General features: G+C 68.7%; 13 protein-coding genes. All 13 read right to left on the reverse strand.

Features of this window, described 5'->3' with window-relative positions; genetic code table 11:
• Nucleotides 1-10: 10 nt before the first annotated feature.
• A complete protein-coding gene (gene nusB, locus ACWICD_RS08120; RefSeq protein ID WP_376125935.1) occupies nt 11-421 on the reverse strand; it encodes a transcription antitermination factor NusB in 411 nt (136 codons plus the stop codon).
• Nucleotides 422-424: 3 nt separating this feature from the next.
• Nucleotides 425-985 (reverse strand): elongation factor P, encoded by a 561-nt coding sequence (gene efp, locus ACWICD_RS08125; RefSeq protein WP_376125933.1) that lies wholly within the window; start codon nt 983-985, stop codon nt 425-427.
• Between the two features lie 71 nt (nt 986-1,056).
• The gene (locus ACWICD_RS08130; protein WP_376125931.1) at nt 1,057-2,865 is read right to left on the reverse strand and encodes an oleate hydratase; all 1,809 of its coding nucleotides are present in this window, start codon (nt 2,863-2,865) and stop codon (nt 1,057-1,059) included.
• A gap of 92 nt (nt 2,866-2,957) precedes the next feature.
• Entirely contained in the window at nt 2,958-3,413 is a 456-nt protein-coding gene (aroQ, locus tag ACWICD_RS08135) for a type II 3-dehydroquinate dehydratase (protein WP_376125928.1), read from the reverse strand.
• 252 nt (nt 3,414-3,665) lie between these two features.
• Nucleotides 3,666-5,183: a DUF222 domain-containing protein gene (locus ACWICD_RS08140; protein WP_454139881.1), complete on the reverse strand. Its 1,518-nt coding sequence runs from the start codon at nt 5,181-5,183 to the stop codon at nt 3,666-3,668.
• On the reverse strand, nt 5,180-5,818 hold the full coding sequence (gene zapE / locus ACWICD_RS08145; RefSeq protein WP_376125922.1) for an AFG1/ZapE family ATPase: 639 nt from the start codon (nt 5,816-5,818) through the stop codon (nt 5,180-5,182). Before zapE ends, ACWICD_RS08140 begins: the two co-directional genes overlap by 4 nt.
• Nucleotides 5,819-5,882: 64 nt before the next feature.
• A complete protein-coding gene (locus tag ACWICD_RS08150) occupies nt 5,883-6,257 on the reverse strand; it encodes a VOC family protein (protein WP_376125919.1) in 375 nt (124 codons plus the stop codon).
• 32 nt (nt 6,258-6,289) lie between these two features.
• Entirely contained in the window at nt 6,290-7,189 is a 900-nt protein-coding gene (locus tag ACWICD_RS08155) for a VOC family protein (protein WP_454139882.1), read from the reverse strand.
• Between the two features lie 39 nt (nt 7,190-7,228).
• The gene (gene aroB / locus ACWICD_RS08160) at nt 7,229-8,305 is read right to left on the reverse strand and encodes a 3-dehydroquinate synthase (protein ID WP_376125913.1); all 1,077 of its coding nucleotides are present in this window, start codon (nt 8,303-8,305) and stop codon (nt 7,229-7,231) included.
• Nucleotides 8,302-8,826: a shikimate kinase gene (locus ACWICD_RS08165; protein ID WP_376125910.1), complete on the reverse strand. Its 525-nt coding sequence runs from the start codon at nt 8,824-8,826 to the stop codon at nt 8,302-8,304. Before ACWICD_RS08165 ends, aroB begins: the two co-directional genes overlap by 4 nt.
• Entirely contained in the window at nt 8,810-10,039 is a 1,230-nt protein-coding gene (gene aroC, locus ACWICD_RS08170; protein WP_376125907.1) for a chorismate synthase, read from the reverse strand. Before aroC ends, ACWICD_RS08165 begins: the two co-directional genes overlap by 17 nt.
• A 4-nt stretch (nt 10,040-10,043) precedes the next feature.
• The gene (locus ACWICD_RS08175) at nt 10,044-10,883 is read right to left on the reverse strand and encodes a shikimate dehydrogenase (protein ID WP_454139883.1); all 840 of its coding nucleotides are present in this window, start codon (nt 10,881-10,883) and stop codon (nt 10,044-10,046) included.
• Nucleotides 10,877-12,496, reverse strand: a complete 1,620-nt coding sequence (mltG, locus tag ACWICD_RS08180) for an endolytic transglycosylase MltG (RefSeq protein ID WP_454139884.1) — start codon at nt 12,494-12,496, stop codon at nt 10,877-10,879. Before mltG ends, ACWICD_RS08175 begins: the two co-directional genes overlap by 7 nt.
• Between the last annotated feature and the right edge of the window lie 21 nt (nt 12,497-12,517).

A 12,517-nucleotide genomic window follows, 5' to 3' on the forward strand; every position in this document is an offset into this window, starting at 1 on the left:
TCACGTGGGATCAGGTGGCGCGGGCGATCCGGCCGAGAACGCCGTGCACGAACGATCCCGATTCGTCGGTCGAGAATTCCTTCGCGAGTTCGACCGCCTCGTCGATTGCGACAGCGGGCGGCACGTCATCGTTGTAGAGGAGCTCCCACACGCCGATGCGCAGTACGGCGCGGTCGACGGCGGGCATGCGGGCGAGACTCCAGTCCTTCGCGAAGGTCGTGATCTGCTCGTCGATCGCGTCGCGATTGTCGATCACGCCGTCGATGATGTCGCGGGCATACAGCCACGACGCTTCGCGTGCGGGTTCGCTTGCGGCGCGCTTCGCTTCCGCGGCGAGGACGGTCCGCAGTTCGTCACCGCGGACATCGGACTGGAAAAGGATGTCGAGCGCGCGTTTGCGCGCTTTGGAACGAGCGCTCACGCCTTACTTCTCGCGACCGAGGTACTCGCCGGTGCGCGTGTCGACCTTGATCTTCGTGCCTGTCTCGAGGAACAGCGGCACCTGCACCTCGTAGCCGGTCTCGACGGTCGCGGGCTTCGTGCCCGCCGATGAGCGGTCGCCCTGCAGGCCCGGTTCGGTGTAGGTGACTTCGAGAACGACGGATGCCGGCAGGTCGATGTACAGCGGGTTGCCGTTGTTGAGCGCGATCGTGACCTGCTGGTTCTCGAGCAGGAAGTTCTTGGCGTCTCCGACGGTCGCAGCCTGAACGGTCAGCTGGTCGTAGTCGGTGGCATCCATGAAGACGAAGCCTTCGCCGTCGTTGTACAGGTAGGTGAAGTCGCGGCGGTCGACGTTCTCGATGTCGATCTTGGTGCCGGCGTTGTAGGTCTTGTCGATCGTCTTTCCGGTGACGACGTTCTTCATCTTCGTCCGCACGAACGCGCCGCCCTTGCCCGGCTTGACGTGCTGGAACTCGACGACGCTCCAGAGCTGGCCGTCGATGTTCAGGACGATGCCGTTCTTGATGTCTGCGGTCGATGCCATGAGGTGATTCAGTCCGATCGTGTGGGAAGCCGACGCTCGAGTCTACGGGATGCCGGGAAGCGGCATCCCGTTCACTCCACGGCGTCGTCCAGACGAGGCCGCGGCTGCGTGTCGCCGTGCGGGGCGACCAGGCCGAAGTCGGTCAGCAGCTCGCCCAGCTGCGACGTGTCGAGTTTGTCGAGGATGCGTCCTTCGACGAAGTTCGGTCCTGGAATGTGCACGGCTTCGCCGTCGGCGAGTCGCGTCGTCGCCTTCATCAGCCAGCGGATGTCGTAGGTCGAGTTGAAGACCTCGGGCACTCCCCGCTCGACGCCGAGCAGCTGGTAGGCGGATTCCATTCCGGTGCGCACGGAGTACTCGGTCGTGAAGATCGTGTCTCGCGTGGTCTCGGCGAACTGCCCGATGAAGGCGAAGTTGACGGCGCCCTCGGGCACGACGTCGGGGCGATCGCCCGCTCGGCGCGGCATGAAGAACGCGTCGACGTACGGCATCATGACGGGCACGGCGCTCGCGCCGGTCGCTGCCAGTTCGGGGATGTCGTCGGTGGGCACACCCAGGTGATAGAGCCACTCCCGGGTGATCTCCTCGCCCGTGCACTCCTGCATCGGCTTGGTGACGTAGTCACCGGGCACGTCGGCGAACAGGGCGTAGAACCAGACGACGATCTCATCGGGCGACTGGTTCTTGAAGTGCGGCTGCCGGTTGACCGTCCAGCTCAGCAGCCACGAGGAGTCCTTTGCCGTCACGATGCCGCCCGTCACGACTCTGCCGCTGAACGGGTCGCGCTGGGCGATCTTCTCGATGTAGGCGGGGATGCGCTCGTCGAGCGTCGTGATGGTCGCCGATTCCCACTTCGTCTCGGCGATGTCGCCCGCGAAGACGTCGGGGTGGCCGAAGGACGGGTCCTTCGCGGCGATCCGACGCCACAGGTCCCACGCGGGGGCAGGACCGGTGTCGAGCGTGGCGGGGGTGTGGTGGTCGCCCTCATCGGAGTTCTCGGTCAGCGAGCCGATCGTCGTGAGCACCAGGTCGTTCTCACCGAGGTCGATGCCGCCGTCGCCGTCGGCATCGGTCCAGTGGATGCGGGTCGCCACCTTCCGGTCGCCCGTGATGTCGAAGTCGATGTCGGTGACGGTCGTCGAGAACCGGAACGTGACGCCCTGATCGAGCAGCCAGCGGTAGAGCGGCAGGACGAGCGATTCGTACTGGTTGTATTTCGTGAACTTGAGGGCGGAGAGGTCGGGCAGGCCGCCGATGTGGTGGATGAAGCGGTGCAGGTAGAGCTTCATCTCGAGGGCGGAATGCCACTCCTCGAACGCGAACATCGTGCGCCAGTACAGCCAGAAGTTGCTCTGTAGGAACTCCTCGCCGAAGACGTCGGTGATGCGCTTGCCCTCCATCTGCTCGCGCGTGGCCATGATGACCTTGACGATCTCGTTCTGCGCCTTCTTGCTGAGGGTGAAGAGCTTGTCGGTGTGGGCGTCCTGCCCCTGCTTCTCGGTGACGCGGCAGAGCGAGAAGTTCGGGTCGTCCTTGTTGAGCCAGTAGAACTCGTCGAGCACGCTCGCGCCGTCGATCTCGATGGACGGGACCGACCGGAAGAGATCCCACAGGCACTCCATGTGGTCTTCCATCTCGCGCCCGCCGCGGATGACGAAGCCCTTCTTCGGCTTCTTGATGCCGTCGAGTGCTCCGCCGGGCAGGTCGAGCTCTTCGAGGATCGTGATCTTGGAGCCGTCCATCTGGCCGTCGCGGATCATGAACGCGGCGCCCGCCATCGATGCGAGGCCCGCGCCGACGAACCAGGCGGTCTTGTCGTCGACTCCCTCGGGTTTGCGCGGACGCGCGAAGGCTTCGTAGTTGCCGCTGCTGTAGTACATGCACTCCCCCGTCGTCGAACCTGCTCGCTTCTCGTGTCTACCGCGTGGCCGGCGAGATCACACCCGTTACGGCGTCGGTTTCGTGCCGGATGTCACCCGTCGGTCTGTCCCGTGATGAGGTCGATCAGCAGTTCGACGGCTTTCGCGTAGCCCTGCACGCCTTCGCCGATCACGTGCACGGCGGCGACATCGGCGACGTAGGAGCGGTGCCGGAACGGCTCGCGCTCGAGCACGTTCGAGATGTGGACCTCGGCGACGGGGAGCGCGACTCCCGACAGGGCATCCCGCAGCACGATGGAGGTGTGCGTGAGGCCGCCGGGGTTGATCACGATGCCGGCGCAGTCCTCACGGGCGTCGTGGATCGCGTCGAGCAGGACGCCTTCGTGGTTGCTCTGCACGGCTCGCACGTCGAAGCCGCGTACGGCCGCGGCATCCGTCGTGATGCGCTCGACGTCGGCGAGCGTACTCGTGCCGTAGACGTCGGGTTCGCGTGTGCCGAGCAGGTTGAGATTGGGCCCGTTCACGAGCAGCAGTCGACGTTCGGTCACGCGATCACCCTACCGATCGATGGATGCGCGACCGGCCGCTCGCGGCGCTCCCGGGCGCTGATCGGCCGGCGGTCGCTCGGACTCTCGCGTGGTCGGGTGTGCCGGTGACGAGGCGCACGACACACGGCACGGCACGGCACACGGCACGGCACGGCACGGCGCGGCACACGGCACGGCACGGCGCGCGTGGCACCGGCCGCGACGGCGCAGCGAAGGCGAGACGGTGGTCGGTCGGCGGCATCCGAGTCGGTCTCATGCAGCCTGGAAGCGTCGAGGCGAGCGCGACTCGAGGCGGATGGGTTCGTCGATGGCGCCGGTGACGGGGTCGGGCGGCGACTGGAGCCAGTACGTGTCCAGCTGAGTGTGCTGGTCGCGTTTTCGGATGATCCGCCACCCTTGATTGTGCAGACGCAGGTGGCAGTTTCGGCAGAGTGGTACTCCGTCATCGATATCGGTTCTGCCGTGGTCTTCGTACCAATGGTCGGTGTGATGGAACTCCGACCAGTCGATCGGCGCCGTGCATCCGGGCCAGATGCACCCGCCGTCTCGGATCGCGATCGCGATCCTCTGCTTTCTCGTGAAGAGCCGTTCTTCGCGGCCCACATCGAGGGGTCTGCCGAAGGGGTCGATCGTGACCGCGATCGCGCCGGCGTCGCACAGGAGCTTCTCGATCACTCCCCCGGGAAGCGCCGCCCCCGAGTGCTCGACGTGTCCGACGCCGGCGACACGCATCCCGCCTCGCTCGGACGGGCTCTCGATGGCGCTGGCCTCGACGACGACCCGGACGCCGGGCTGCCTGTCGCCGAATGCCTGTCGGGGGTCGGCGTTCGCTCCCGAGCGGAGCACCGCCACGACGGTGTCGTACTGCAGCTGCTCGTTCGTGCGCTCGTCTGCCGTGGCCTCCTTCGCCCGCTCGGCGGCATCCGAGCCGACGAACCTCGGCCCTCGTCGTGGACGCAGCGCGGCATGGAGCATCGACTGCACCCACGCGGCCGCCTCGTCATCGAACGCGATCCTCGCGTGATGCCTGCCCTGCTCGTCGATCCACATCCGGAACGACCGAGCGGCGAACCGTTCTTCGAACCGAAGCGTCACACCGACGGGGTCGAGCCGATCGCGGGCGATGCGTGCCGTCGCGCGCAGCTCTTCGACGGGCAGCGTCGCCGCCTCATGCAGCAGCAGCTCCACGGAGTTGGCCCAGGCTTCGGGCAAGAACTCGGGATCCAGCTCGGGATATCGCTCGACGGGCGGCTCGCCGATGCCGATCAGGATCGCCTGGAACTGGGCTTGTCCGATTTTTCCGCCCGTCAGCGCCTCGCGCAGTAGCATCCGCCACCGCGGTGCGCTCGGCGCGCTGGGTCGGTCGGGACGCGGCTCGTCATCGCTGGTGACGTCGGCGACCGTGACGAGGAGATCCTCACCCGTCTTCAGCGTGCGCCCGACATCGGTGCGGGATTGCCCCGTGATGTTCTGCACGAGTGACGTGACATTGCGGTGCCCCTTGCGCTGCGCGAGCCCCGCGTGTCCGAGCTCGCGTGAGGACCGCCGTGCGATCTCGGCGGCCGCGGACGCGCTGACCAGATCGAGCGCATTGCGTGCTTCGCTCACATCGGCGAGCACCGCCAGCAGTGCGTCGTCGTCGAGCGCCGCCACGCCCGGGGTCACATCGACCTCGCCGTCACTCGCACTTTCAGCACCCGTGCTCACTCGTTCGGCGACGCGCGCGACCGCTGCGACCAGACGGCCGGTGAGTGCGGGGTTCGAGGTCATAGAACAAAGATACGAAGGGCCTCCGACATCGACAGGCTCGAATGGACTGTTTTCGAGTCTGCGGAGGTAACGAAACGGTAACGGTTGCGGTGAGGTTGCGGCGCCCTCAGCGGTCCGCCACGAGGAGGTGGAGGCGGCTCGCCATACGAAAAGGCGTCGGGCCGTGCGGCTGCGTTCGTGAGGAAGCCGGGCAGATCGACGGGCGATGAAAACGCCACGGGGACGTCGGCATCGACCAGCACGTCGATGAGGCTGATGAAGCGCTGCTGAGCTTCGGGATCGGCGTCTGCGAGCGGAGGTATCCCCGTGATCGTCCACCGCCGAAATGTCCGTGACCAGTGCAGATGCTCGATCGTCGACGTCGCTGCCGAGCAGAGCTGGTCGAACGTCGCCACCAACTCGCCGTCCCGTGCCGACACGACGCTGAAGGCCCGGTCACCGACCGTGACGATCTGCTGAGGGGACGGCGCGACGCCGGCCGGCGTCCTCATCCAGGTGCCGGCGGCGAACCCCCGGGAGTGCTGCTCGTTGACGGTTCGGTAGTCGAGCGGACCGGCGAGATTCCACACATCCAGGTGCGTTTTGATGAGGGCGATGCCCGGCTCGAAGATGTGGTGCCAGATGGGATCGGGCACGGGAAGTCATACCTCGGATCACCCGTACGCTACCTCCGCCACCTGCTGGAGTAGCCGCCCGCGCTCAGGCCGGACCCCACACGCCGAGCTCGTTGCCGCTCGGATCGAGGAAATGAAAGCGCCGCCCGCCGGGGAAGGCGTACGGTTCCTGCACGATCGTGCCGCCCGCCGCGACGACGGCGTCGCGCGTCGCGTCGAGATCGTCGCTGTAGAGCAGGACGAGCGGCCCTCCGCGCTGCACCTCATCGCCGAGCAGGAGCCCGCCGGCCTCGTCGCCCTCGGCCTCGGCCGGAGTCCGGATGCCCGAATACTGATCGCCGTAGTCGGTGAAGGTCCACCCGAACGCGGCACCGTAGAAATCCCGCGCGGCGCGCATATCGGTGACGGTGATCTCGACGTAGTCGATCGTGAGCGGAATCGAATGCGTGTGCGTTGCCATGCCGCACACACTCGCACAGACCGCCGACACGATCACAGGTCGGCGATGATGATCTTCTTCATGTCGAGCATCCCCTGATAGACGCCCGGTTCCTGGGCCCGGTCGCCCATGTCGGCGGGCGTGATCTGCCAGCTGAGACCGAACCGGTCGACGAGCCAGCCGCACGCCTCGGCCTCGGGTACCGCGCTCAGGGCATCCCACAGCCGGTCGATCTCGGCCTGGTCGCGGCAGCGGACCTCGAGCGAGACACCCGGCGTGAACGACGAATCCTGCGGCGCGCCGGAATCCATCGCGGTGAACCACTCCCCCGCGAGCTGGAACTCGCTGAACATGACGGCACCCGCGGCAGCAGGGCCCGTCTCCTCCGGGTACGGCACGATCGTCCCGAGCCGTCCGCCGAAGATCGAGGTGTACGCCTCGACGGCTTCGGCCGCCCGGTTCTGCGCCGTCGCACCGAACAGCAGCGACGGGATCAGGAACGGCCGGGGATCGCCTTCGGGGTCTGTGAGCATGAGCTGCCACGTGACTGCGTAGCGGTCTTCGACCCACCCGTATCGCGCGCTGAACGGGTACTCCCCCAGCTCCATGAGCACGCGGCCGCCGACGCAGAGTTCGATCCAGAGGGCATCCAGCGCCCCACGCGCAGCCGCTTCGTCGCCGCGGAACATGAGCGGATCGAAGTTGACCATGAACGACAGCGAGGCGTTCGGGCGGAAGGTGCCGTCGGAATTGATGAGTGACAGGTGATAGCCATCGATCACGACGTCGATCGTGAGGACGTCGCCGGCGAAGTCCTTCTGGAAATCCGGCAGGTCCTCCGCCGGATAGCGCAGCGTCACTTCGCTCGTCGCCTTCGGAAAGATCCGCGTGTAGAACTCCGCGGCCTCAGCGGCCGTCCGATTGCACCAGATGTTGGGGACGATCTTCTGCATGTCGCCACTCTTCGCCTCCGCGAAGCGCGGCGCAAGAGGTCAGCCCGCGACCTCCTGGTACGCGGCGAACAGCAGCGATTCGTCGGGCGCCTGCAGCACCGTCGGACGCCCGATCTCGTCGAGGACGATGAAGCGCAGCATCCCGCCCCGGCTCTTCTTGTCGCGCTGCATCGATGCCTTCAGCTGCGGCCATGCGCCCGCGCGGTAGGTCGTCGGAAGCCCCAGAAGATCCAGGATGCTGCGGTGCCGCTGCGCCGCGTCATCGGAGAGCCGCCCCGCCAGACGCGACAGCTCGGCGGCGAAGACCATGCCGACCGAGATCGCGGCGCCGTGCCGCCACCGGTAGCGCTCGGCATGCTCGATCGCGTGGCCGAGCGTGTGCCCGTAATTGAGGATCTCGCGCAGTCCCGCCTCGCGGAAGTCCTCGCTCACGACGCGGGCCTTCATGTCGATTGCGAGTTCGATCGCGCGGCGGAACGCATCGCTGTGCGGGTCGACGGCCTTGTCGGGGTCGGCTTCGATGAGGTCGAGGATCTCGGGCGCCCAGATGAACCCCGCCTTGACGACCTCGGCGTACCCCGCGACGGTCTCGTTGCGCGAGAGCGAGTCGAGCAGGTCGAGATCGCAGACGACGGATGCCGGGGGCCAGAACGCACCGACGAGGTTCTTGCCCTCCGCGGTGTTGACGCCGGTCTTGCCGCCGACCGCGGCGTCGACCATCCCGAGCACCGTGGTCGGCACCTGAACGACCTCGATGCCGCGCAGCCACGTGGCGGCGACGAAGCCTGCGAGGTCGGTGACGGCGCCTCCGCCGAAGCCCACGACGACGTCGGTGCGCGTGAAGTCCGCCTTGCCCATGACCTGCCAGCAGAAGGCGGCGACCTCGATGCGCTTGCCGGCTTCGGCGTCGGGGATCTCGGCGAGCAGCACCTCGCGGTCCCCGAGAAGCGAATCGCGCAGTGCCTCGGCCTGCGCCGCGAGCGTCGGCGGGTGCACGATGAGCACCTTGCGCGCCGCTTCGGGCAGCTGCTCGCCGAGGCTGCGCAGGATGCCGCGCCCCACGGTGATCGCGTAATCGTGCTGGCCTGTGACGGTGATGCGGGTCGTGTCGGTCATGGCGTCTCCTCGTCGGTGCGGCGCACCCACTCGACGACGGCGTCGACGACCTGCTGCAACGGGCCGTGCGACGTGTCGAAGGTGACGTCCGCGAGTTGTTCGTACACGGGGCGACGTTCCCGGTAGATCGTCGTCCACCGCTCGAGCGCGTCGCCGTTCTGCAGGAGAGGCCGCTGCGAGTCCTTGACCCGCCCGGCCACGACGTGGGGCGCGACCGTGAGCAGCACGACGCGGTGCGCAGCGACCGCGTCGTGCGTCGCGGGGTCCAGCACCGCTCCCCCGCCGAGTGACACGACGCCCCCCGTCGCGAGTCCCTCGAGCACCGCATCCCGCTCGAGAGCGCGGAAATGCGACTCGCCGTGTTCGGCGAAGATCCGCTCGATCGGACCGTGGTCGCGCACGACGGCGATGTCGCTGTCGAAGAACGCGCGCCCCGTCGCCTTGGCCACCTTGCGTCCGATGCTCGTCTTGCCGGCGCCCATCGGGCCGATCAAGACGATCGCGTCAGAGCGCGAGGTCATGCTGAGCGAGGCCGGCGTCGCTCGCGTCGGTCGTGCGCAGCGTCGTCGGAAGCGCCGCGAGGTACCCCTCGAGATTGCGCCTGGTCTCGGCGACGCTGTCGCCGCCGAACTTCTCGAGCACGACACCGGCGAGCACGATCGCGGTCATCGCCTCGGCGACGACTCCCGCGGCCGGCACGGCGCAGACATCCGAGCGCTGGTGGTGCGCCGACGCTGCCTCTCCCGAGGCGATGTCGACCGTGCGCAAGGCACGCGGAACCGTCGCGATGGGCTTCATGCCGGCGCGTACGCGCAGCACGGTGCCCGTCGACATCCCGCCCTCGGTGCCGCCGGCCTTGTCGGACGAGCGGGTGATGCCGTCGTCGGTCACGAAGAGCTCATCGTGCGCGGCCGAGCCGCGGCGCCGCGTCGTCTCGAAGCCGTCGCCGATCTCGACGCCCTTGATCGCCTGGATCGACATGAGCGCCTCGGCGAGCTTCGCATCGAGGCGGCGGTCCCAGTGCACGTGCGAGCCGAGCCCGGGCGGAAGCCCGTATGCGAGCACCTCGACGATTCCGCCGAGCGTGTCGCCGTCCTTGCGTGCGGCGTCGACTTCGGCGACCATCGCGGCGCTCGTCGCAGCGTGGAAGCAGCGCAGCGGATCGGCGTCGAGCGCCTCGAGGTCGTCGGGGGTCGGCAGTGCCGCATCCGCCGGCGCCTGCACGGGGCCGATCGACAGCGTGTGCGAGACGAGCCGGATGCCGAGCTCGGACAGGAACGCGCGGGCGAGCGCGCCGAGCGCGACGCGTGCCGCCGTCTCGCGGGCGCTCGCGCGCTCGAGAATGGGCCGGGCCTCGTCGAAGCCGTACTTCTGCATGCCGACGAGGTCGGCGTGGCCGGGGCGCGGGCGGGTCAGGGTGGCGCCGCGTCCGCGTGAGCGGTCGGTCAGTTCGACCGGCTCGGCGCTCATGACCTCGCTCCACTTGGGCCACTCGGTGTTCCCGATGCGCAGCGCGATGGGGCTGCCGAGCGTGAGCCCGTGCACGACACCCGACGAGATCGAGAGCTCGTCCTCTTCGAACTTCATGCGCGAGCCGCGGCCGTAGCCGAGCTTGCGACGGGCCAGATCGGCCTGGATCGCGGCACGCGAAACCGGGATGCCGGAGGGCAGGCCCTCCATGATGGCGACGAGTTCGGGACCGTGGGATTCGCCGGCCGTGAGCACGCGGAGCATTGCTCTAGTCTCCCACGACCGCCCGGCGCATTGCGGCCAGCACGTCGGACTCCCCCGCGAGAGGGGTTTCCGGGTCGCCCGCGACGAAGATCCGCACCTGCAGGAGAGCTTGGTGCAGCAGCATCCCGAGTCCCGAGATCGCCGGAGTGCCCGCCCGCTCCCAGGCGGCTGCGAGATCGGTCGGCCAGTGGCCGTAGACGACGTCGAGCAGGAGCCCTCCGGCGGAGGCGAGGCGATCAGCGGCGTCGGCGTCGAGCACGGCCTCGCCGGGCAGCGTCGCGATCGTGACGTCGGCGTGCGCGTGCGAGGGGGCATCGAACGCCGCGGGCCTGACGGTCACGGCGAGCCGCTCGCCGAGCCCGACCAGCGGCTGCACTGCGTCCGGACGCCGGGCGACGACATCGACCGAGGTCGCGCCGAGCTCGGCCAGGGCGACGAGGGCAGACGTCGCGGTGGCGCCCGCACCCACGATCCGTCCGTGCGTGACCGCGGAGATCCCTTCTTCGCGCAGCGCGCCGACCAGACCGCCGATGTCGGTGTTGAACCCGTGCGGGCCGTCCGAGGTCAGCAGCAGCGTGTTCACGGCTCCGGTCGCTTCGGCGCGCGCATCGCGCACGACGGATGCTGCGAACGCGGCCCCCTTGAGGGGGTAGGTGACCGACAGTCCGTGCCACGTCGAGTCCAGCGCGGCCAGAGTGCTGTCGAACGACGCGGCGTCGACCTGCTGCCGCCCGTACGACCAATCGCGGCCGAGCTCTGCGTACGCCGCCGCGTGAAGCTGCGGGGACCGGCTCTGAGACACCGGGTCCCCCCAGACCGCGAGGCGCCGAGGGGCGTTCAGCATCCCGAATCGGGATTGTCGCGGCACCACGAGATCCACTGCTCGACCGCGCGGTTGTGATCGTTCAGGTTCGACGTGAACACCGTTTCACCGGTGTCGAGGTTCACCGTCACGAAGTACAGCCAGTCACCGGGTGCCGGGTTCATGACGGCGTTGATCGCCGCGTCGCCGGGGTTCGAGATCGGCCCCGCCGGAAGCCCCTGGCGCGTGTACGTGTTCCAGGGGTTGTCGTCGGCGAGCGCTTCGGCGCTGGAGCTCGCCGAGCCGGAGTGCATCTCGCCGTAACCGAACTGCGCGGTCGAGTCCATCTGCAGGTAGCCGAACGTCTCTTGATTGTTCGGGTCCATACGGTTGTCGATGACCGTCGCGACCTTCTGCATGTCGTCTTCGAAGCGGGCCTCGCGCTGGATGATCGAGGCGACCGTGAGCACGCGCTGGCGGTCGTCGACGGGGACGCCTGCTCCGTCGAGCGCCTGTACGGTGCGGCCCACGAGGGTGGAGATGACGTCGGTCGCCGTCACGCCGGGGTCGAACTGGTACGTCGCGGGGAAGAGCCAGCCTTCCAGCGACGATGCGCTCACGCCGTAGTCGGCGGGGGTGGCCACGGCGGCCTGGAACTCCTCGAGCGGGATCCCGATGACGTCGGCGAGGATCGGCAGCGACTGCTCGACCGTGAGCCCTTCGCGCAGCTGTGCCATGTTCTCGAGCTTGTTCGCGGGATCGAGGATCGCCTCGAGCGCCGCGGCCGAGGTCATCTGCTGCTGCATCTGGAACACGCCCGGCTGGAAGGGAGGGTTGAGCCCTTCGGCGATCAGGTAGTCGTAGAAGGCCTCCGGCGTCTTCGTGATGCCGGCTTCGTGCAGCTTCGGTGAGATGGAGTAGCCCGTGTCGCCCGAGACGATCGTGAGCAGCGCTTCGCCGTTGGCGAGCCCTGCTTCGTAGTCCTTCGGCTCCTCCCAGCCCATGAACGCGCGGATGCGGTCCTCGTAGGTCGACCAGACGTACCAACCACCTGCCGAGAGCCCGCCGAGGATCGCGACGATGACCCCGAGGGCGACCCAGCCCGCGACGCGCCGGCGGCGCTTGTCCCGCGGACGCGGGTGCGTCCCGATGTCGTCGGTCGTGCTCTCGCCCGAGAAGAGGTCCTCGAGCCCCGGTGACGTCGAACGCGGAGCGCGCGTCGGCGGATCGTCGTCGAGCACCGACGTCGACGCCGCGCTCGCGCGCGCATACGCGGGCGCGCGGACCTCGCTGGCCGATGCCGCCGGGACGGGGTCGCTCGGCTGCCCAGCCGTCGCACGCACGGGCGAGGGCTGCTCGGCGGCACGCGGCGCGGGAAGCGACGGAGCGGGTGCGGCAGGCGTGGGCTCGGCGGGAGCCGGGGCGGCAGGCGTGGGCTCGGCGGGAGCCGGGGCGGGTGCGGCCGGAGTCGGCGCGGACGGCGTGGGCTCGGCGGGAGTCGGCGCGGACGGCGAGGGCGCAGGGCGGTCGGAAGCGGGCGTGGTCCGGACAGGCGTGGACTCGCCCGTGCCAGGCTCGACCGGGTCAGGCGCAGCTCCGGGGTCCTTCGCGGCGGCGGCGCGGAGCGCGGCCTCTCGTGCTTCGCGGCGGCTCATCGGCGGCGCACCCGTCGCGGG

It is taken from the genome of Microbacterium sp. NPDC055357, assembly GCF_053644835.1.